The 20,096-nt window shown below is 65.7% G+C and carries 18 protein-coding genes; 10 read left to right on the top strand and 8 right to left on the bottom strand.

Features of this window, described 5'->3' with window-relative positions; translation table 11 throughout:
* Positions 1 to 215 precede the first annotated feature (215 nt).
* The 5 genes from GGD66_RS03625 to GGD66_RS03645 all read left to right on the top strand — a co-directional run bounded on the left by GGD66_RS03625 (position 216) and on the right by GGD66_RS03645 (position 6,836).
* Positions 216 to 389, top strand: coding sequence for a hypothetical protein (locus tag GGD66_RS03625; RefSeq protein ID WP_018320416.1), 174 nt, complete (start codon positions 216 to 218; stop codon positions 387 to 389).
* Between the two features lie 137 nt (positions 390 to 526).
* Entirely contained in the window at positions 527 to 1,180 is a 654-nt protein-coding gene (locus GGD66_RS03630; protein WP_092258300.1) for a protein-L-isoaspartate O-methyltransferase, read from the top strand.
* 205 nt (positions 1,181 to 1,385) lie between these two features.
* The gene (locus tag GGD66_RS03635) at positions 1,386 to 2,771 is read left to right on the top strand and encodes a TolC family outer membrane protein (RefSeq protein WP_018320418.1); all 1,386 of its coding nucleotides are present in this window, start codon (positions 1,386 to 1,388) and stop codon (positions 2,769 to 2,771) included.
* Positions 2,772 to 3,074: 303 nt separating this feature from the next.
* Positions 3,075 to 3,833 carry a PopZ family protein gene (locus GGD66_RS03640; protein ID WP_183256892.1) on the top strand — a complete coding sequence of 253 codons (759 nt, stop codon included), beginning with the start codon at positions 3,075 to 3,077 and terminating at the stop codon, positions 3,831 to 3,833.
* Positions 3,834 to 3,959: 126 nt separating this feature from the next.
* Complete coding sequence (locus GGD66_RS03645; protein WP_183256893.1) at positions 3,960 to 6,836, top strand: valine--tRNA ligase; 2,877 nt, start codon at positions 3,960 to 3,962, stop codon at positions 6,834 to 6,836.
* A 111-nt stretch (positions 6,837 to 6,947) separates the two neighbouring features.
* Here the strand turns inward: GGD66_RS03645 and GGD66_RS03650 are convergent, their stop codons facing one another.
* Complete coding sequence (locus GGD66_RS03650) at positions 6,948 to 7,550, bottom strand: DNA-3-methyladenine glycosylase (RefSeq protein WP_183256894.1); 603 nt, start codon at positions 7,548 to 7,550, stop codon at positions 6,948 to 6,950.
* A 130-nt stretch (positions 7,551 to 7,680) separates the two neighbouring features.
* On the opposite strand from GGD66_RS03650, the gene lipA reads away from it, so the two are divergent.
* Both lipA and GGD66_RS03660 read left to right on the top strand, forming a co-directional pair.
* Positions 7,681 to 8,637: a lipoyl synthase gene (gene lipA / locus GGD66_RS03655; RefSeq protein WP_183256895.1), complete on the top strand. Its 957-nt coding sequence runs from the start codon at positions 7,681 to 7,683 to the stop codon at positions 8,635 to 8,637.
* A 6-nt stretch (positions 8,638 to 8,643) separates the two neighbouring features.
* Positions 8,644 to 9,111, top strand: a complete 468-nt coding sequence (locus GGD66_RS03660; protein ID WP_183256896.1) for a type II toxin-antitoxin system RatA family toxin — start codon at positions 8,644 to 8,646, stop codon at positions 9,109 to 9,111.
* Positions 9,112 to 9,221: 110 nt separating this feature from the next.
* Here the strand turns inward: GGD66_RS03660 and GGD66_RS03665 are convergent, their stop codons facing one another.
* From GGD66_RS03665 to GGD66_RS03690, 6 genes are read right to left on the bottom strand one after another with little or no spacing between them, the layout of a single operon-like run.
* A complete protein-coding gene (locus GGD66_RS03665) occupies positions 9,222 to 10,037 on the bottom strand; it encodes a cytochrome c (protein WP_177237181.1) in 816 nt (271 codons plus the stop codon).
* Complete coding sequence (locus GGD66_RS03670; RefSeq protein ID WP_092258276.1) at positions 10,037 to 11,659, bottom strand: b(o/a)3-type cytochrome-c oxidase subunit 1; 1,623 nt, start codon at positions 11,657 to 11,659, stop codon at positions 10,037 to 10,039. The genes GGD66_RS03665 and GGD66_RS03670 overlap by 1 nt, the downstream gene beginning before the upstream one ends.
* On the bottom strand, positions 11,646 to 12,212 hold the full coding sequence (locus GGD66_RS03675; protein WP_092258272.1) for a cytochrome C oxidase subunit II: 567 nt from the start codon (positions 12,210 to 12,212) through the stop codon (positions 11,646 to 11,648). The genes GGD66_RS03670 and GGD66_RS03675 overlap by 14 nt, the downstream gene beginning before the upstream one ends.
* Positions 12,209 to 12,385, bottom strand: coding sequence for a hypothetical protein (locus GGD66_RS03680; RefSeq protein ID WP_018320427.1), 177 nt, complete (start codon positions 12,383 to 12,385; stop codon positions 12,209 to 12,211). Before GGD66_RS03680 ends, GGD66_RS03675 begins: the two co-directional genes overlap by 4 nt.
* Before the next feature lie 7 nt (positions 12,386 to 12,392).
* Entirely contained in the window at positions 12,393 to 13,649 is a 1,257-nt protein-coding gene (locus GGD66_RS03685; protein WP_092258269.1) for a cytochrome c, read from the bottom strand.
* 8 nt (positions 13,650 to 13,657) lie between these two features.
* Entirely contained in the window at positions 13,658 to 14,365 is a 708-nt protein-coding gene (locus GGD66_RS03690; RefSeq protein WP_183256897.1) for a c-type cytochrome, read from the bottom strand.
* Between the two features lie 947 nt (positions 14,366 to 15,312).
* Between GGD66_RS03690 and GGD66_RS03695 the strand changes: the two genes are divergently transcribed.
* From GGD66_RS03695 to GGD66_RS03705, 3 genes are all read left to right on the top strand, one after another.
* Positions 15,313 to 16,089, top strand: coding sequence for a mechanosensitive ion channel family protein (locus tag GGD66_RS03695; protein ID WP_092258263.1), 777 nt, complete (start codon positions 15,313 to 15,315; stop codon positions 16,087 to 16,089).
* Positions 16,090 to 16,309: 220 nt separating this feature from the next.
* Positions 16,310 to 18,640, top strand: coding sequence for a TonB-dependent receptor (locus GGD66_RS03700; RefSeq protein ID WP_312014092.1), 2,331 nt, complete (start codon positions 16,310 to 16,312; stop codon positions 18,638 to 18,640).
* A gap of 16 nt (positions 18,641 to 18,656) precedes the next feature.
* The gene (locus tag GGD66_RS03705) at positions 18,657 to 19,475 is read left to right on the top strand and encodes a class I SAM-dependent methyltransferase (protein WP_244550684.1); all 819 of its coding nucleotides are present in this window, start codon (positions 18,657 to 18,659) and stop codon (positions 19,473 to 19,475) included.
* A 9-nt stretch (positions 19,476 to 19,484) separates the two neighbouring features.
* On the opposite strand, the gene GGD66_RS03710 is transcribed toward GGD66_RS03705, so the two are convergent.
* Positions 19,485 to 20,093: a CinA family protein gene (locus GGD66_RS03710; protein ID WP_092258255.1), complete on the bottom strand. Its 609-nt coding sequence runs from the start codon at positions 20,091 to 20,093 to the stop codon at positions 19,485 to 19,487.
* Positions 20,094 to 20,096 lie beyond the last annotated feature (3 nt).

Consider the following 20,096-nt stretch of genomic DNA (forward strand, 5'->3'; position numbering starts at 1 on the left):
AATCCTTCCGCAAATTCAACGGGTTACGAGCGCATTCTCGCGCGATGTGCAATCTTGTTGCCGTGCCATCTGAACCGCGCTTTCGCGATCCCGGCTGGGAATCGCATTCAAGCAGATGTGTGTGGGTTGGCCCCGTCACGCCATGCGGACGGCGCCAAATCGACTCAATTGAAATCGAGCTTCGCGATAGCCGGATCTTAACGGAGCTGATTCCCATGCCAGACATCCAGGTCGACCATATGGCCCCCTCGATTCTGCCGGCCGACATTCCCGAGCTCAGCGACGACGAATGCCTCGCCTGTCTGGCGCGTGCGGTCGAGACGCCCGATTCGGCGCGGCTGGATGAGGTCGCCGCTCTGATCGGCCGCCTTGCGGTGGCCATCGAATAATCCGTCCCGACCCTGACGCGGTAACATGCGGAGGCCTTAGCTGCGCAGGCTAACGGCCGTGTTGCGTTTTGGCCGTGCATGCTCCAAAGATGCCGCGAATTTCGTCCGCGGCATCGTCCGCCTTGCAGGGTCCGCAAATGTCCGGTTTCTCGACCGCGCGCCTCAAAATGGTCGATGGCCAGGTGCGCACCAATGACGTCACTGACCGCCGTGTTCTCGATGCCATGCTCACGGTTCCGCGGGAAGCCTTCGTGCCGGCCGACCGGCAGGCGTTGGCTTATCTCGACCTCGACCTCGACGTGAGCGAAGGCGCGGCCAAGCGGTTCCTGATCAAGCCGCAGCTGACCGGCAAGCTGCTCCAGGCCGCCGAGATCGGCGAGGGCGACAACGTGCTGGTGGTCGGCTGCGCCACGGGCTACCTCGCCGCACTGACCGCCAAGCTTGCACGCCAGGTCACCGCCACCGAATGCGATTCGGCTTTGGCCGCGAAAGCCAAGGCCGCCCTGAACCTTGCCAACGTCACCTGCAAGGCCGCAGCCTGCGCCGAAGGCGATCCGTCCGCCGCTCCCTTTGACGTGATCATCCTCAATGGGGCGACTGAGGTCGTGCCGGAAGCGCTGCTCGGGCAGCTGAAGGAGGGCGGGCGTCTGGTTGGGGTGTCGGCCGAATCGAGGCCGCCGCGTGCCATAATCGTGACCCATACCCATGGTGAATTCGGCCATCGGGCCCTGTTCGACGCTGCCGCTCCGGTCCTTCCCGGGTTGGAACGGGCCGCTGCCTTTGTGTTCTGACGGCCCAAAACGCGATAAAATCCCGTTCTGAATCAGAAGTGTGGCCGGGATGCTGCACGTGAAGAGTTTCCACCGAGAACTACCCTCAGGTAGTTCCGTCGCGCTTGACCGCGTCTTATGTTGCGGCGGGGCAACGACTCCACTCGTAGACGGTAACCCAGCTCGCGGGCACGAGCCGGGCGTTAGAATGAACGGAATTTTTGGGATGCATGGGGTAAAGCTCTTCACCGGAGCTGCGGTTTCGGTCCTGCTGCTCGCGCTTGCCGGGCCGACGCCTGCCTTGGCGGACACGATCGAGTCCGCGCTGGTGCGCGCCTATCAGAACAATCCACAGCTCAACGCACAGCGCGCCCAGGTGCGCTCGACTGACGAAAACGTGCCGCAGGCGCTCTCGGGATATCGCCCGAAGGTCTCGCTGACGGCGAGCGGGGGCATTCAGTACTCGGACTTCAAAAGTGCGTCCAACAGCGATCCGATTAACGGTAAAGGCTATCCCCGAAGCGTGGGACTGACTGCCACCCAGACGCTCTACAACGGTAACCAGACTGCCAACAGGACGCGCGCCGCGGAGAGTCAGGTTTCCGGCTCCCGCGAAGCGCTGCGCAGCCTCGATCAGAGCATATTGCTCCTGGCCGCCACGACCTACATGGATTATCTGCGCGACTCGGCGACGCTCGAAGTCCAGCGCAGCAACGTGCGGGTGCTCGAGCAGACGCTCAAGCAGACTCGTGACCGCTTCAACGTCGGCGAAGTGACGCGAACCGACGTTGCACAATCGGAAGCACAGCTGGCGGCTGGCAGGACGCAGGCCCTGACCGCGGAAGCAAATCTCACCACGACGCGCGCGAACTTCCGCCGCATCATCGGCAACGAGCCGACGAATCTGGCACCCGGCTCGCCGGTGGATCGTTTCCTGCCCGCGACGCTCGCTGCCGCGGTCGAACTCGGCCTCGTCGAGCATCCGAACGTCACCGCCGCGATGTTCGGCATCGACGTCAATTTCTTGCAGGTCAAGGTTGCCGAGGGCGCTCTGCTACCCACGGTCACCCTGCAGGCGGGGGTGACCCAGGCCTACGAACAATCTTTGATTCAATACCGCTCGCTCAGCGCTTCCGCGATCGCGCAGGTCTCGGTGCCGATCTATCAGGGCGGTAGCGAATATTCGCTGATCCGGCAATCCAAGGAAAACCTGGCGCAGCAACGTCTCAACCTCGAAAACACGCGGGATCAGACCCGCGCGACCGTCGTGCAGTGGTGGGGTTCGCTGCAGGCCGGCAAGGCACAGGTGCAGTCCGCGCAGGCGCAGGTGACGGCGTCCGAGATCGCGCTGAATGGCGTGCGCGAAGAGGCCAAGGCCGGTCAGCGCACGACCCTGGACGTCCTCAACGCGCAGCAGGCGCTGGTCAATGCGCGCGTCGCGCTGGTGACTGCGCAGCACGACCGGGTTGTTGCATCCTATAACGTCCTCGCCGCCGTCGGCCGTCTGGCGCCGCAGGTTCTCGGCCTTGCGACCACGGTTTACGATCCCAGCGTTCACTACCATCAGGTCCGCGATAGCTGGGCCGGCGTGCGTACGCCTGACGGGCGCTGATTCCCGTACTCGTCCGGTCGGCCTCATGAATTGCCTAGGCCGACCGGCGCTTTGCTTGCAATCATCAAAATCCCTGACATAGCCTTGCCAAGACGATGCGGGTCGATTCGCCTCGCAGTGATGCCGTGTGCGTAAAGCTTGAGTGCCGGGGGCAGGGGCGCACCGCTGCACGTTGAGCCGTGATCTGGGGACAAGTCGGGCTGCCGCGACGAAAATGTCGGGCCGCCCATCCGGAACCGGCCAATTCTGTCGTGCTTGGTGTAAAACAACGCATGCGAGGGCGTTGATGATGTGGAGTCGGAGATGACGCAGCCTGCAAAGGTCACAGAACCCTCGATGGAGGAGATTCTGGCCTCGATCCGGCGCATCATTGCCGACGATGAGGCCAAGCCGCCGCCGGCAGAGGCCGCAAAGCCCGCGCCAGCTCCTGCTGCGCCCGCACCCAAGCCGCAGGCGATGAACGACATTCCGCCCTCCAAGGTTGCCCCTACCAAGCCTGCCGCTGAAAAACCTGCGCCACCTCCGGCCGCAAAGCCGGCAGCGGCCCCACCGCCTGCGGCGGAGGCATCACCGAACAGCCAGGACGACATCGACGCGCTGTTGGCGGGGCTGGATACGGCCACAACCGCGCCGGAGGTCCGCGAGCCGGAGCCCGAGCCTGAGCCCGACGTGCTCGAATTGACCGACGAGATGGCGATGGATCCGACGCCGCCTCCGCCGCCGCCGAGCTTCCGCAAGGTCGAGCCGCGTGACGATCTCGAATTCACCGAATCGCCGCCGCCGCGCCCGACGCCGGCGCCGTCCTACGCGCCGGTGGACTTCGATGCCCCGCCGCTGCCGCCGCAGCAGCCCATGCTCGCGCAGTCGACCGTCTCGGCGGTCGAATCCGCCTTCAACTCCCTGGCTCATACGGTGCTCAGCAGCAACGCGCGGACGCTGGAGGATCTGGTCAAGGAGATGCTGCGTCCGATGCTGAAATCCTGGCTCGACGACAATTTGCCGGGCCTCGTTGAACGCATCGTGAAGGCCGAAATCGAGCGGGTCTCGCGCGGCGGGCGCTGATACGGCCCTGCGGCCCCGATAAAGCCCTGCTCCTGAGGCATATTCGGTCTGCGGACCGGGCGGGAAAGCCTTTGCCGCTGAGCTTCCCGTTGACTTGACCCGCACACGCGGCTTTCTAACAGCCCCATGATCGAGAAAAATTACCAGCCCGCCGATATCGAAGCCCGCATGTCCGTGGTGTGGGAGGACAGCCTTGCCTTCAAGGCCGGCCGCCCCGACCGCCGCGACGCCGTGCCCTTTACCATCGTGATCCCGCCGCCGAACGTGACGGGCTCGCTGCACATGGGCCACGCCCTCAACAACACGCTGCAGGACATCCTGTGCCGGTTCGAGCGCATGCGCGGCCGCGACGTGCTGTGGCAGCCCGGCACCGACCATGCAGGCATCGCCACCCAGATGGTGGTCGAGCGGCAGCTGATGGAGCGCCAGCAGCCCGGCCGCCGCGAGATGGGCCGCGAGAAGTTTCTGGAGCGGGTCTGGCAGTGGAAGGCCGAGAGCGGCGACACCATCATCAACCAGCTCAAGCGGCTCGGCGCCTCCTGCGACTGGTCGCGCGAACGCTTCACCATGGACGAGGGCCTGTCGAAGGCCGTCATCAAGGTGTTCGTCGAGCTGCATCGCGACGGCCTGATCTACAAGGACAAGCGGCTGGTGAACTGGGACACCAAGCTGCTGACCGCGATCTCCGATCTCGAGGTGCAGCAGACCGAGGTGAAGGGCCACCTCTGGTATCTGCGCTATCCGATCGAGGGCAAGACGTTCAATCCTGAGGATCCCTCGAGCTTCATTGTCGTCGCCACCACGCGCCCCGAGACCATGCTCGGCGATACCGGCGTTGCCGTGCATCCCGAGGACGAGCGCTATCTGAAGCTGGTCGGCAAAAACGTGATCCTGCCGCTGGTCGGCCGCAAGATCGCGATCGTCGCCGACGATTATTCCGACCCCGAGAAGGGCTCTGGCGCGGTCAAGGTGACACCGGCGCACGACTTCAACGATTTCGAGGTCGGCAATCGCCACGGCCTGCGCCGTATCAGCGTGATCGACAGGGAAGGTTGCCTCGATCTCCTCGACAACGAGGACTATCTGCGCGATCTGCCGGAAGGCGCCTCGCAATTCGCCGAGGAATTCCACAAGGTCGACCGCTTCGCTGCGCGCAAGCGCATCGTCGAGCGGCTTGAATCGTTCGGCTTCGTCGAGCGGATCGAGCCGCACACCCACATGGTGCCGCACGGCGATCGCTCCAACAGCGTGATCGAGCCGTACCTCACCGACCAATGGTATGTCGACGCCAAGACGCTGGCAAAACCCGCGATCGCGGCGGTGCGGTCGGGCGAGACGTCGTTCGTGCCGAAAAACTGGGAAAAGACCTATTTCGAGTGGATGGATAACATCCAGCCCTGGTGCATCTCGCGCCAGCTTTGGTGGGGCCATCAGATCCCGGCCTGGTACGGCCCCGATGGCAAGGTGTTCGTCGCCGAGACCGAGGAGGAGGCCGTCAGCCACGCGCTCGGCTATTACGTCGAGCAGGAGGTCATCACGGCCGAGCAGGGCCGCGAGATGGCGCTCGACCGCATCAAGCGCGAAGGCTTCATCACCCGCGACGAGGACGTGCTCGACACCTGGTTCTCCTCGGCGCTGTGGCCGTTCTCGACGCTCGGCTGGCCCGAGGATGCCCCCGAGGTGCAGCGCTATTACCCGACCAATGCGCTGGTGACCGGCTTCGACATCATCTTCTTCTGGGTCGCCCGCATGATGATGATGGGCATGCACTTCATGAAGGAGGTGCCGTTCTCGACGATCTACATCCACGCCCTCGTCCGCGACGAGAAGGGCGCCAAGATGTCGAAGTCGAAGGGCAATGTCATCGATCCGCTCAACCTGATCGACGAATACGGCGCGGACGCGCTGCGCTTCACGCTGGCTGCGATGGCCGCGCAGGGCCGCGACATCAAGCTCGCCACCAGCCGCGTCGAGGGCTACCGCAATTTCGCGACCAAGCTCTGGAATGCGTCCCGCTTCGCCGAGATGAACCATTGCGCGGTGCCCGAGGGTTTCGAGCCGGCGAAGGCCAAGGAGACGCTGAACCGCTGGATCGCGCATGAGAGCGCGCACACCACGCGCGAGGTGACCGAGGCCATCGAAGCCTATCGCTTCAACGATGCGGCTGGGAGCATCTACCGCTTCGTCTGGAACGTCTATTGCGACTGGTATGTCGAACTCGCAAAACCCGTGCTGCTCGGCCCGGACAGCCCGGCCAAGGACGAAACCCGCGCCATGGTCGCCTGGGCGCGCGATGAGATCCTGAAGCTGCTGCACCCCTTCATGCCCTTCATCACCGAGGAGCTGTGGGAAGTGACGGCCAAGCGCGACGGTCTGCTCGCATTGGCGCCATGGCCGCTGAAGCCGGCTGAGCCGACGCCGGAGCAGCTGGCGATGCTCGCCGCCACGACGGGGACGACCGATCCACTCGTCTCGCCGGCCTGGGTGCTGCCGATCTTCGACCACGCCGACTTCACCGATCCCAAGGCCGAGGCCGAGATCGGCTGGGTGATCGATCTGATCACGCAGATCCGTTCGGTGCGTGCCGAGATGAACATTCCGCCGGCAACGCTGACGGCACTGGTGCTGGTCGGGGCTTCCGCCGAAACCCGGGAGCGGGCGCCGCGCTGGACCGACGTCATCAAGCGTATGGCGCGGCTGTCGGACATCTCCTTCGCCGACCGCGCGCCTGATGGCGCGGTTCAGCTCCTCATCCGTGGCGAAGTGGCCGCGCTGCCGCTGAAGGGCGTGATCGACGTCGCTGCCGAGCGCACGCGTCTCGACAAGGAGATCGGCAAGGCCGACGCCGATATCAAACGCGCCGAGTCCAAGCTCGCGAACGAAAAGTTCGTCGCCAACGCGGCCGAGGAGGTCGTCGAGGAGGAGCGCGAAAAGCGCGAGGCCGCGCTCGCGCGCAAGGCCAAGCTGCTCGAGGCGCTGGAGCGGCTGAAGCAGGCGTCGTGATCTCGTTGTCATTCCGGAGCGATGCGCAGCATCGAATCCGGAATCTCGCGATTCCCCGGTGCGCAATTGCGCACCTGAGGTCTAGTCCTTCGGACCATCCCGGAATGACCGTCACTTCGGGAACGGCTTGCTCAGAAACTTCGAGCCCCTGACGCCATAGCGCCAGGGCAGCTCGACGGCCTTGGTGATGCCGATCCGGATGCCGGCCACCACCTCGACATCGTCCGTCCGCGCATGCAGCGCGATCGGCGGCCGGTCCAGCGGCAGGGTGTTGTGCGCAATGGTGATGCCGAGCGCCTCGGTCAGCTTGCCGGGGCCCGAGCACAGCGCGTGCACATCCTGGAGATGACGGCGGCGGCGCATCGCGGCGATCCCGTGCGTCGGCTCCAGCGCGCGGATCAGCACGGCGCTCGCCGAGCCTTCCTCCTCGCAGACGAAGTTTACGCACCAGTGGATGCCGTAGGAGCGATAGACATAGGCAAAGCCCGGCGGGCCGAACATCACCTGGTTCCGCGGCGTCGGCCCGTTGTAGGAGTGCGCCGCCGGCTCGGTATGATGATAGGCCTCGACCTCGACGATGACGCCGCCGACGCCGTCGACCAGCATGGTCGCGCCAATCAGGTCCCGGGCGACCTCGCTGACGTCGCGGTCGAAAAAGCCGCGCTTGAGCAGCTTGCCGAGCCGCGGGGTGGAAGTCTTCAATACTGGAGCCATTCGAGGTGAGAATCGCCTGAGAACAGAGCAGGATATTGCCCATATCTGCCATGTTCCCTGAAGGGGCGCGAGCCGGGTTGCGATGCGGGGCGAGACCGACTAGGTAGGACCTGAACAGACCGGACATCCCATGGTCGTTATTGTCGATACCATCACGAACCCGCTGCGCCCGCGCCACCCCGAAAAGGTGAATCGTCCTGACTCCGCTTCGCCGCCGAAGCCGGACTGGATCCGCGTGCGCGCGCCCAACACCCGTGGCTACGCCGACACCCGCAACATCGTGCGGTCCAACGGCCTGCACACGGTGTGCGAGGAGGCCGGCTGCCCGAACATCGGCGAGTGCTGGGACAAAAAGCACGCCACCTTCATGATCATGGGTGACACCTGCACCCGAGCCTGCGCGTTCTGCAACGTCAAGACCGGCCTGCCCAATGCGCTGGATGCGGCCGAGCCTGAGAACGTCGCCGAGGCGACCGCCAAGCTCGGCCTTGCCCATGTCGTCATCACCTCCGTGGATCGCGACGACCTCGCTGACGGCGGCGCCGAGCACTTCGCCCAGACCATCCGCGCGATCCGCGCCGCGTGCCCCACGACCACGATCGAGATCCTGACGCCGGACTTCCTGCGCAAGGAGGGGGCGCTCGAGGTGGTGGTTGCCGCCAAGCCCGACGTCTTCAACCACAATCTCGAGACCGTGCCGTCGCGCTATCTCACGGTGCGGCCGGGCGCGCGCTACTTCCATTCGATCCGGCTGTTGCAGCGGGTCAAGGAGCTCGATCCCACCATCTTCACCAAGTCCGGCATCATGGTCGGCCTCGGCGAGGAGCGCCACGAGGTGCAGCAGGTGATGGACGACCTTCGCTCGGCCGACGTCGATTTCCTGACCATCGGCCAATATCTGCAGCCGACCCGCAAGCACCACGCCGTGATGCGCTACGTGCCGCCGGACGAGTTCGCCTCTTACGAGAAGGTCGCCTACACCAAGGGCTTCCTGATGGTGTCGGCGAACCCGCTCACCCGCTCGTCGCATCATGCCGGCGAGGATTTTGCGAGACTGAAGGCCGCGCGGGCCGCGACGGCCCGCTGAACCGCCATGCCCAAATTTTCGAGCAAGCGCCGTGTCAATCACAGCGCCTCCGAGATGTTCGATCTGGTCGCCGACGTCGAGCGCTACCCGGAATTCGTGCCGCTGTGCAGCGCGCTGAAGGTGCGCCAGCGCATGGCCAAGCCTGATGGCACCGAGGTGCTGATCGCCGACATGACGGTGTCGTTCAAGCTGGTCAAGGAATCCTTCACCAGCCGCGTGAGCCTCGACCGCGCCAATCTGAAGATCCTGGTCGAATATCTGCAAGGTCCTTTCAGCAATCTGGAAAATCGCTGGACGTTCGAGCCCAAAGGCGAGGGCGTCTGCGACGTCGGTTTCTTCCTGTCCTACGAATTCAAGAGCCGCATGCTGGCGCTGCTGATGGGCTCGATGTTCGACGCCGCCTTCGCGCGCTTCTCGACGGCGTTCGAGAAACGGGCGAACGCGATTTACGGGCGGAAGCTGGCGTCGTCGTAGGTGTCGATCGCCTGTAGCCCGGATGGAGCGAAGCGTAATCCGGGGCAGTTCGCGCGTCGAAGCACCGTCCCGGATTGCGCTTCGCTCCATCCGGGCTACGAGAATCGACTTCAATCCACCGCCTTCACCACATCCGGCGGCTGCGAGGCGTAATACGCCGCGGCCTGCTCGATCTCCTGCGGCGTCATTGCGCGGGCGATGTTGCGCATCTGCTGGCTGATGTCGTTGCGCCGTTCACCGGAGGCGAAGGCGTGAAGCTGCGCCTTCATGTAGGCCTCGGACTGTCCCTCCAGCCACGGGCTGCCGGTCTTGTTGTCGAGGCTGCCATGGCAGGAGCCGCAGGGCGCGATCCCGCGCATCGGCGCGCCGTAGATGACGATGTTGGGTTTCGGCAGTTGTGGCGTAGGGTGATAGGCCGGAAGCCGCGGCAGATAGGCGTAATAGTTCGAGAGATCGGCGATCTCCTGGTCTGTCAGGTTGACCGCAAACGGCGACATCACGGCATTGGTGCGCGCACCCGAGCGGAAATCGTGCAGCTCCTTGTAGATCACGGCCGCATACTGGCCGGCGAGATTGGGTGAGTCCGCGCGGCTGACGCCGGTCGGGCCGTGACAGATCGCGCAGCGCTGCGCCAGCGTCGCGCCGCGGCCGATCGCCTCCTGGCTCGGACGTGACAACGTGTTCGAGGTCAGCACGACCCCGGACAGGCGTTTTGCCTGTTCGGGCGCCGTGACGCCGGCCGCACGCTGCGGTACGCCGGCGGCACTGCAGATCGCGTCCCAGATATTGGCGAACTGAACCCAGGGCTGCGCGAACGGCAGCACGATGAAGCCGGCAATCGCGGTGACGACGAAGATCGCGGCGGTGATGCCGACGCCAGTCCTGAAATGGCTGTTGCGGAAGGTGAAGAGGTCGCGCGTGCTCATCACTGCGCCCCCACATAGACGGCCGGCACCGAGGTGCCCGAACTCAGCGCCAGATTCAGGATCGGATAGCCGTAATTCGTCAGCGTGAGGCCGATCATCAGCGCCACCCACAGCGCGTGGGTGTTGAGCGCGACCGGCACGGTTGTCGGCTGGTGCACGGCCAGCGCGAAGCGATAGGGCCCGGCGTCGGCCTGCGGCGCGCGCATGCCGCGCGCGAGGATGACGATGAACATGATGCCCGAGGCCAGCAGGATGAAGCCGCCGATCGCCGAGAGGGTGACGGAGAGCGCCTGCGGCGCGATCGCGGGATCGCCGAAATCGAAATAGGCCATGCGGCGCGGCATGCCCAAAATGCCGACCCAGTGCCACGGGAAGGTCGTCACGATCATGCCGATGAACCACAGCCAGAGCTGGGTGCGCATCAGACGAAGATCGATCAGCTCCCGGCCGGTCAGATGCGGCCACAGATCATAGGCAATCGCAAAATACATGATGACGATGGCGCCGCCGAAGATCAGGTGGAAATGGCCGGTGATCCACTGCGTGTTGTGGATCGAGGCATCGAGCTGATAGCTCATGTTGATGAGGCCGCCGGCGCCGCCGAAGCCGAGCATGACGAAGGAGAACGCCAGCGCCAGCATCATCGGGTTGTCCCAGGGCAGGGCCCCGATCCAGCCGAACATGCCGCGGCCGCCGCGCAGCCGCGCCGCGATCTCGACCGAGGCGCAGATCGTGAACACGGTCAGCAGCGTCGGCAGCGCGACCAGTGCGGTGAAGGCTGAATGGATGAACTTGAAGCCGGCGCCGACTTGTGGATCGCCAAAGGTGTGGTGCATGCCGATCGGCATCGCCACCACCAGGAACAGGATGAAGGAGATCCGCGCCATCGAGTCGGAATAGACGCGGCCGCCGATCGCGCGCGGCACGATGGTGTAATAGGCGATGTAGGTCGGCATCAGCCAGAAATAGACGATGGCGTGCAGCGTCCAGGAGAAGAAGACGCGGGCGAGGCCGGCATCGATGGTGGCCTTGAGGCCTGCCGCAACCGGAATGATCTGCAGCAGCAGCTCGAGCGCGGCTCCGACCGCGGTCCAGGCCCAGAGGTAGGAGCCCGCGACATTGGCGAACATGGCGAGCGGCACTGGCGCGCCGGGATTGGCCTTGCGCCAGACGCGCAGATTGACCGACATCAGCGCGACCCAGATCCAGGAGCCGACCACGACCAGGACGACGCCGAGATAATAGAAGACGTTGCCGATCAGCGGCGGATAGAAGGTGTAGAGCACCGAGGCGCGGCCGAGCGCGATCGGGATCACCGCCATGACGCTGCCGGCGACGATCAACCAGAATCCGGCCCAGGCCCAGCGCACACCGACCAGGCGCTGCTGCAGCGCGGACTCGCTGATGGCGTAGCCGAAGGCCATCGCCACCAGGGTCGGGAAGACGTAGCCCATCACCGTGCCGTGGGCGGTCAGCGAGCGGTAATAGAGCTCGGGGTTGGAGAGCCAGGTGCCGATCGGGCTGCGGATGAACATCTGCCAGGCGCCGAGCGTGAGCGCGATGCCGAATACGGCGAAGGCCAGCCAGAAATGGGCGAGGATGAGCTTCCTATTGACCAACACAGCTCAGCCTCCCGCCACCCTTCGCGCGATCGGCGAATTCGGTCTTGTCGATCACCTTGACCTTGCCCCACATGCCCTCATGGCCAAAGCTGCAGAACTCCTGGCAGGGCATCAGATAGTCGCCGGTCTTCGCGAAGCGCATCAGCTGCTCGGAGATGTAGCCCGGCACCAGCATGGTGTTGACGTTGGTGCCCTGGATCAGGATGCCGTGGACGACGTCGGCGCTGGTGGCCCGCAGCGTGATCGGCGTATCCGCGGGCACCACGATGCAGGCTGGCGTGAAGGAATATTGCTGGCCGATTGCGCGCACGGTGACATTGCCGTTGGCCTCCAGCACGCTGCCGAGATTGCTCTCGACGAATTCGCCGGACAGATGCAGGCGCGAGGGATCGGTGATCTCGACGCGCGGCTGCGGCATGGTCGCGCGATGGATGCCGGCGAATGCCGCCAGCAGCGCCATCATCACGATGATGATCACGGCGATGGTGGCCCAGCGCCGCTCGACGCGGGCGGCGACCTCGGCGCTGTTGTGATGAGTTTCCTCTGCGCTCATTGCAGCGATCCGCGGGGCAGGAAGACGAACAGATAGAAGGCGAGCCACATCGCGACCACGCAGGCGGTGGCGATGCCGGCGAGTACGATCGCGCCGGACGGGCCTTGCGCGACGACCTCCTCGACTGCCTGGTCGGCGCTCGCGGGGCTGGTCGGCGGGTCGGAGTTGATCATGTGATTCTCAGTTCAGCGGTGCGGAGCGCAGCTCGTTGGCCTCGCGCGCCGAGACCGGCGTGCCGCGATTGCCCCAGGCGGTGCGGATGTAGGAGACGACGGCGGCGATCTCGTTGTCGGACAGGAGGCCCGCGAACGGCGGCATGCCGTAGGGCATCGGGTTGCCCTTGGTGCCCGGCGGATAGCCGCCATTGAGCACCATGCGGATCGGATTGACCGCGGACTGCATCTCGATCGACTGGTTGTTGGCGAGCGGCGGCCAGTGCGGCGGCTTGCCTTCGCCCTGCGTGCCGTGACAGCTCGCGCATTGCTTGTCGTAGACGGTCTTGCCGAGGCTGATCAGCAGGCTGCTTTCGGTGGTCGGCAGCGTCGAGCTTGCCGGCGGCGGAGGCGAGGGCTCCGCAATGCCCTTGAGGTACACCGCCATCGCGCGGGTGTCCTCGTCATTGAGATATTGCAGGCTGTTGTGCACGACCTCGGCCATCGGGCCGTAGACCACGCCGCGCATGGAGACGCCGGTCTGGAGCAGGTCGGTGATGTCCTTGATGCTCCAGTCGCCGAGGCCGGCCTCGCGATTGGACGTCAGCGAGGGCGCGTACCAGTTCTGCATCGGGATCAGGCCGCCCTTGAAGGCATCCGATTGCGAGGTGCCGCCGAGCGCATTGATCGGCGAATGGCACATGCCGCAATGGCCGAGGCCCTCGACGAGATAGGCGCCGCGATTCCATTCCGCCGATTTCTTGGGATCGGGCTTGAACTCGCCTTCGCTGAAGAACAGCGTGCGCCATCCCAGGATGAGCTGCCGGTTATCGTAGGGAAAGCGCAATTCGTGCGGCTTGTTCTTCTGGCTCACCGGCGCGATCGAGCGCAAATACGCGAAGATCGCGTCGCTGTCGGCGCGCGTCACCTTGGTGTAGGACGCGAACGGCATGGCAGGATAGATCAACCCGCCGTCCGGGAAACGGCCGCTGTGCATGGTCTTGTAGAAGTCGTCGGCGCTCCATTTGCCGATCCCGGTATCCGGGTCCGGCGTGATGTTGGAGGTGTAGAGCGTGCCGAACGGCGTCGGCATGGCGCGGCCGCCGGCGAACAGGCGGCCTTCCGGCGCGGTGTGGCACGCCGTGCAATCGCCGGCACGGGCGAGATATTCACCGCGGGCGATGATGTCGCTGCTCTTGTCCTGCGCCTGCGCGGCCGTGGCGAGCGCGGCGAGGGCAAGGAGCTGGATCGATAACAGTGCGGTCGACAGTTTCGAGCCCATCATCCGCCTCGTCAGTTGGGCTGGCTGCCGCAGCCGAAAGGCAGCGCGTAGGTGCCTTTCGGCACGGGGGCCGGGTTCGTGGGCGCCGCTCGTGTCGCGAGCCAGGCCGCGACCGCGGTGACGTCCGCCTCGGTCAGATGGCCTGCGACTTGCTGCATGCAGTCTGGCGATTTCGCCGTGCGGGTGCCGTAGCGCCAGGCGCCGAGCTGGGCGCTGATGTAATTGGCGCGCAGGCCAAGCAGGCCGGGGATGCCGGGTTGCATGCCTGCGAGTCCCGGGCCATGGCAGCTCACGCAGGCCGGAATGTTGCGGCTGGCATCGCCGCTGGTGGCGAGCAGCTCGCCCTGCGCCAGCACGTCCTTGCTGACCTCGCTCGGCGCCGGCTGCGGTAGCGGCGGATGCTCGCCGGCAAAATATTCCGCCATTGCCTCCAGATACGGATCGGGCAGAAACTCCAGCAGATAGTTCATGGGCGGATATTTGCGGCGGCCGCTGCGGAAGGCGAGCAGCTGATTGTAGAGATAGCCGGCGGGCTTGCCGGCAAGCCGCGGGAAATAGACGTCGCTGGTGCCTTCGCCCTTGTTGCCGTGACAGGGCGTGCAAGCCTCGACCCGCGCCGCCATCGTGTCTGGAGGCTGGTTGGCCGGTTGTGCGGCCGCACCATCAATGGTGGCCAAGGTGATGGTTACGGCGACTGAAGCCGCGGCGCGAGCGAACAATTTCGTCGCCCTCCAAATGCTGGTCCGGTTGATTCCGGCTCACAACGTAGAGCGGCATTATTGCGCCAATATTTTCTCGCGCAAGATCGGAGACGCGTGATGACGTTTGGTCGCGCCGTCTGCATTCGCGATTCCGATCGAATTGGACAAACTTGCGTGCTTTTTTCGAAAACTGAGCATAACGCTGCGGTCTCGCGACAGTTCCTGCCCGAGTCCTGCATTGGTCATGTCGCCCTCAGATGTCAGAGGGCGCAGGGAAGACCGGGTGCCGGCTGGCACCCGCGGTCCACTGTGCGAATCCTGCGTGACAAGAGGCTGCACAGCGGCATACAGGTGTAGCCAGGACAACCCGGCCTTCCCTGCGCAGTGGTTTGACGGCTTATGCCGAGCTCTCCCCGGGGAGCGATGCACTATTGCCCCCGTCGCCTTGCAGATGACTGACGTGCGCACCCGGTCGGGCACCACACATCACCGCAAGACTTGACGCACAGACCCCGGGCGTCAGGACGACACGGTTTTGCCGTACGCAGATCACACCGGTCGTGTGCGCGATAGGCCGTCGCTCACGGTTGCCCGCCCTGCAATGCCTCTCGCGCCGATGTGACGAACGTCCACCGCAGCTTACCCCACGTTTCGTGACGATCGCGATACGCCCCTCTGACCGGGGTGAGGTGGCGAGACAATGCGACAAAGCCGAAATTCTGTAAAGGCGAATCTTTTCGCCAGCGCGCCTTGCCCTACGGCTAGCGTGTTTTGCCCGTCGGGCAACGCAACGGCTTGTAGGTGCGTAGGGCGAATTAGCCGAAGGCGTAATCCGCCGTGCCAGACACCGAGGAGAGAGACGCGGCGGATTACGCTTCGCTAACCCGCCCTACGGGACCGTGTTCCTTTCGGGATCAATTCGCGCCCCAGTGAGTTTGCAACGGATTGTCCGGGTTGGAGCCGCCATGACCATCAATTTCGACACGTTGAAAGCCTCGCTCGTCCTGTATGGCTTGAACGCGATTTACGCGATCCTTCTGCTCGCGATCGGCTGGTACCTGTCGGGCGCCATGCAGCGGTTCGTCACGCGCCTGTTGAGCGTCACGCACCGCGTCGACCCGCTCGTGACTTTGTTCGTGGGCAGCCTTGCACGTTACGGCGTGCTGGCGGTGGTCGGCATCGCCGTGCTTCAGCTGTTCGGCATTCAGACCGCGAGCCTCGTTGCCGTGCTGGGCGCGACATCGCTCGCCATTGGTCTGGCACTTCAGGGCACGCTCTCCAATCTCGCCGCCGGCGTGATGCTGCTGTTGTTCCGGCCGTTTCACATCGGTAACGACGTCGAGGTCGCCGGCAAGGCGGGCAAGGTAAAGTCGCTGTCGCTGTTCATGACCGAGCTGGTCGCGCCCGACAACACGCAGATCCTGTTGCCTAACGGGCAGGTGTGGGGCGCGGCCATTATCAACCGCAGCGCCTATCCCGGCACGGGCGAGGTCAAGGTTGCGTTTCCGGTCAGGGCCGGATCGGCCAACGCGCTGGCAGACCAGATCCTGAAACAGCTGCGCGACGATCCCCGCATCGCCAAGGGCGGCGCACCGTCGGTCAATGTGTCGAAGGTGATCGCCGCCGATCCCGCGGCGCCCGTCGTGGAATTGACGGTCAGCGCAAGGGTGAATCCGTCAGATGCTGATGCGGTCAGGCAGCGGGTGCTCGATCATGCGAGCGCGCTGCTGGCGGCGGCATAGCCGCCTCAGCCGAAGCGAGTTGGAACGAAACTAATTCCAAGCTGAGCGCTGTTTGCTCCAGCGCAACCAGATCCCGACCGCGCGCGGCGAGGTTCGCGCGTGATCGCGACGGCGTACCACATCGCCGCGTGGAGAGTGGGGGCTGGACTTGGGAAGCAAGATGAAGAATCCGTCGTTGGGGCGAGGGCGCTCGCGGCGCGCATGGAGAACGAAGGATGCGGTGCTGTTGTCCTGGACAGCGTCCGGCTTGCTGCTGCCGGCCCTCGCCGGGGAGGCTTGCCTGGCGCAATCGGCGGCGCCAGGCGCGTCGGTCCAGCTCGATCCTGTCGTGGTGGAGGCGCCGAAGAGCGCGGCGAAGCCCCCGGCGGCATCTCGCGAGCGGGTCGCGGCGCGGCGCGGCGCCGCCAAGCCGCAATCTCGCAGCGGTGACAATTCCGGCGACGAGGTTGCGGGGCATGCTGCCCCGGCTGCATCGGTGCAGGAGCGCTTCGAAGCGCTCGCAGGCGGCGTCGCGCTGGTCCGGCGCGAGGATCTCTCACCCACGGGCAATCCGACCGTGTCACGTGCCCTCAGCGGTGTTCCCGGTGTCGTGGTTCAGAATTTTTTCGGCGGCAACGACCAGCCGCGCATCCAGATCCGCGGCTCCGGCCTGCAGCAGAATCCGGTCGAGCGCGGGCTGCTGGTGCTGCAGAACGGCTTGCCCATCAATCGCGCCGACGGCTCCTACATCGTCGGCTTCGCCAATCCGCAGCAGGCTGAGGCCATCGAGGTCTATCGCGGCTACATGGCCAACCGCCTCGGCGCCACCGTGCTCGGCGGCGCGCTGAACTTCGTGTCGCCGACGGGATCGTCCTCGCCGGGCACGCAGGCCGCAATCAGCGGCGGCAGCTTCGGCCAGATCAATGCCAGCGCGCAGACCGGCGGCAGGAAAGACAATGTGGACGCGCTGGTGCAGGCCGATTTCAGCCGTCGTGACGGTTTTCGCGACTACAACAGCTCCGAGCGCAGCAGTTTCAATGCCAATGTCGGCGCCGTGCTGTCCGAGAATGTCAGCACGCGCTTCTTCATCGGCTACACCGATCTCGGCTTCGATGTGGCGGGACCGCTGACCAAGAGCGCGATGCAGGCCAATCCGCGGCAGGTGTTTGCCGGGCCGACCTTCATCCCGCCGTCGACCTCGATCAATCCGGGGCCCAACGTGGTGCGCGACAGGCCGCGCCGCGAGGCCGAGCAGTTCGTGGCGGGATCGCGAACCACCGCGACGTTCGACGCGCATCTGTTCGACGTCGCGCTCGGCTATACCCACACCGACGACATGTTCCGCTTTCCGATCTCCTCAGGCGTCCGCGCCACGCAGGGTGACGATGCGACCGGCGTGTTCCGCTACGCCTACAAGCCCGACAGCGCGGCGGCGTTGCCGCTCGTGGAAACGACCGCGCAATATTCGGTGGGATCGGCGGATCGGGAGAATTTCATCAACCAGGCCGGGCAGACCGGCGCCAAGTTCGGCGAGAGCCGGCTCGATGCGACGACGCTGGCGCTGCATAGCGGCCTCAATCTACCGATCTGGGACCGGATCACCGTGTCGCCGGCGATCGCCTATGGCTACGCCACGCGCGACACTGACGACGTCTACCGGAGTGCGACGCGGCCGACGATCGCCTACAATCCGGCAAATCCGACCATGCTGCTGCCGAACGGCGCAGTGCCGACGCAGAGCTCGAGCTATGCGCGCAGCTATTCGGCGTGGAGCCCCAGCCTCGGCGTGACCTTCCGGCCCGTGCCCGGCCAGACCGTCTTTGCCGCGGTCAGCCGCAGCTTCGAGCCGCCGTCACATGACGATTTGCTCGCGACGATCAACGGGACGCCGAACAGCAGCCCGGGGCGGCCGACGCCGGGCAATCCGGTGCTCGTCGCAGCGGCGTTCGCGACGCCCAATCTGAAGACCCAGACCGCCACTACCGTTGAGGGCGGCTGGCGCGGCCGCGCCGGCATCCTGTCGTGGGACGCGGTCAGCTACTATTCCTGGGTCGACGACGAGCTGCTCAGCCTGCGCGACTCCACCGGCGCGTTGATGGCAGCGTTCAATGCCGACCGCACCACGCATCTCGGCGTCGAGCTCGGCCTCGGCGTCAGGATCGCGCAGCGGCTGACCGGCCGCGTCGCCTACACCTACCAGGACTTCCGCTTCGACAACGATCCGCTGCGCGGCAACAACCGGCTCGCCGGCGCGCCGCCGCATCTCGTCAACGCGGTCCTGCAATATCAGGCGACCGACGCCTGGAAGCTCGAAGGCGTGGTGCGCTGGAGCCCCGGCCACATGCCGGTCGACAACATGAACACGCTGTTTGCCGATCCGTTCGTGGTCGCCGATCTGCGCACCGAATACCGGATCAGCGAGCGCTTCTCGGTGTTCGGCGAGGTCACCAATCTGTTCGACGCGAACTATGCCGCATCGACCCTGATCGTCGATCAGGCGCGGCCGGACCAGGCCGCGTTCATCCCCGGCGACGGACGCGGCTATTACGGCGGCATCCGGGCGCGGTTCTAACTTGAAGGAGACTCCCATGATTGCAGACCACACGATGCCACCGGTCGAGCTGCCCGGAGGCGATCTCGACGTGGCGAAGATGCCGGGCCATTGGCTGCTGGCCCGGCTCGGCAAGCGCGTGCTGCGTCCCGGCGGACTTGGCCTGACGCGCGCGCTGCTGCACGGGCTGGTGATCGGCGCCGAAGACGATGTCGTCGAGTTTGCGCCTGGGCTCGGCGTTACCGCGCGCCTGATCCTGGCGCGAGGCCCGCGAACCTATGTCGGCGTCGAGCGCGATGCGCAGGCGGCGGCGTGGACGAGGCAGCAGCTGCCGGCGAGGCGGAACGTCTCGGTCATCGTCGGCACGGCCGATCGGACGACCTTGCCGGCAGGTTCGGCGTCGGTCGTGATCGGCGAGGCGATGCTGAGCATGCAGACCCAGGAGCAGAAGCGCCGCATCGCGGCGGAAGCGTTCCGGCTGCTTCGCCCCGGCGGACGTTACGGCATCCACGAGCTCGCCGTGACGCCGGACAATATGCCGTTCGGCCAAAGGCAGGAGATCGATCGCGCGCTCTCCGGCGCTATCCATGTCGGCGCGCGTCCGTTGTCCGGCGACGGATGGAGAGGGCTGCTGGAGAGCGTCGGCTTTCAGATCGAGGCAGTCGAATTCGCGCCGATGCATCTGTTGCGGCCGCGGCGCCTGGTGCAGGACGAGGGCCTCGTCGGCGCCTTGCGGCTCGCCAGGAATCTGTTGCTGGATCGTGCGGCGCGGCGCCGGGTGCTGGCGATGCGGCGGGTGTTCGAGCAGCATCGCGCCAATCTGGCCGCGATCCGCGTGATTGCCCGGAAGACGTGAGCGGGGTGCTCAGCCCCGCGGCGACCGCGGCGTCCGTCGTTTGGCCACATGCCGGCGCGGCGAGCGCGTCACACGCGGGCGCAGGCGGCTTGCAGCGGGACGGCGCGGCTTGGCCTGGGGCTGCGGGCCGCGGGCCAGATCCATCAGCATGCGCAGCGCCTCGACCACCGAGCGGGCGCGCACCGCGGTGCGGCCGATCGCGCCGAAGCGGTGCTCGCGGTGGATGATGCGCCCGTCGCGCGCGGCGGCGGCGAAATGCACGAGACCGACCGGCTTGCCGGGCGTCGCGCCGCCGGGGCCGGCAATGCCGGTGATGGCGACGGCGAGATCGACGCCGGCACGCTCCAGCGCGCCGACCGCCATCGCGGTCGCGGTCTCCTTGCTGACGGCACCGAAGTTCGTGAGCGTGCCGGCTTCGACGCCGAGCATCGCGCGCTTGGCGTCGTTGGAATAGGTGACGAAGCCGCGATCGATCACGTCGGAAGAGCCGGGGATGTCGGTCAGCGCGCCGGCGACGAGGCCGCCGGTGCAGGATTCAGCCGTCGCGATCGTCAGCTTGCGCATCCGGCACAGGTCGAGCAGCGAGCGGGAGAGGGCGCGTGCGTCGCTGCCGCCCATGAC

The sequence above is a fragment of the Bradyrhizobium sp. CIR48 genome (assembly GCF_014198315.1).
GTDB lineage: Bacteria > Pseudomonadota > Alphaproteobacteria > Rhizobiales > Xanthobacteraceae > Bradyrhizobium.

Excerpts from the sequence above, each read along its gene's own strand:
- GGD66_RS03645 (WP_183256893.1), top strand. The coding sequence starts at position 3,960 with ATGATCGAGAAAAATTACCAGCCCGCCGATATCGAAGCCCGCATGTCC.
- GGD66_RS03710 (WP_092258255.1), bottom strand. The coding sequence starts at position 20,093 with ATGGGCGGCAGCGACGCACGCGCCCTCTCCCGCTCGCTGCTCGACCTG.
- GGD66_RS03640 (WP_183256892.1), top strand. The coding sequence starts at position 3,075 with ATGACGCAGCCTGCAAAGGTCACAGAACCCTCGATGGAGGAGATTCTG.
- GGD66_RS03680 (WP_018320427.1), bottom strand. The coding sequence starts at position 12,385 with ATGATCAACTCCGACCCGCCGACCAGCCCCGCGAGCGCCGACCAGGCA.
- GGD66_RS03685 (WP_092258269.1), bottom strand. The coding sequence starts at position 13,649 with ATGATGGGCTCGAAACTGTCGACCGCACTGTTATCGATCCAGCTCCTT.
- lipA (WP_183256895.1), top strand. The coding sequence starts at position 7,681 with ATGGTCGTTATTGTCGATACCATCACGAACCCGCTGCGCCCGCGCCAC.
- GGD66_RS03675 (WP_092258272.1), bottom strand. The coding sequence starts at position 12,212 with ATGAGCGCAGAGGAAACTCATCACAACAGCGCCGAGGTCGCCGCCCGC.
- GGD66_RS03635 (WP_018320418.1), top strand. The coding sequence starts at position 1,386 with ATGCATGGGGTAAAGCTCTTCACCGGAGCTGCGGTTTCGGTCCTGCTG.
- GGD66_RS03695 (WP_092258263.1), top strand. The coding sequence starts at position 15,313 with ATGACCATCAATTTCGACACGTTGAAAGCCTCGCTCGTCCTGTATGGC.
- GGD66_RS03630 (WP_092258300.1), top strand. The coding sequence starts at position 527 with ATGTCCGGTTTCTCGACCGCGCGCCTCAAAATGGTCGATGGCCAGGTG.
- GGD66_RS03705 (WP_244550684.1), top strand. The coding sequence starts at position 18,657 with ATGATTGCAGACCACACGATGCCACCGGTCGAGCTGCCCGGAGGCGAT.
- GGD66_RS03625 (WP_018320416.1), top strand. The coding sequence starts at position 216 with ATGCCAGACATCCAGGTCGACCATATGGCCCCCTCGATTCTGCCGGCC.
- GGD66_RS03665 (WP_177237181.1), bottom strand. The coding sequence starts at position 10,037 with ATGAGCACGCGCGACCTCTTCACCTTCCGCAACAGCCATTTCAGGACT.
- GGD66_RS03660 (WP_183256896.1), top strand. The coding sequence starts at position 8,644 with ATGCCCAAATTTTCGAGCAAGCGCCGTGTCAATCACAGCGCCTCCGAG.
- GGD66_RS03650 (WP_183256894.1), bottom strand. The coding sequence starts at position 7,550 with ATGGCTCCAGTATTGAAGACTTCCACCCCGCGGCTCGGCAAGCTGCTC.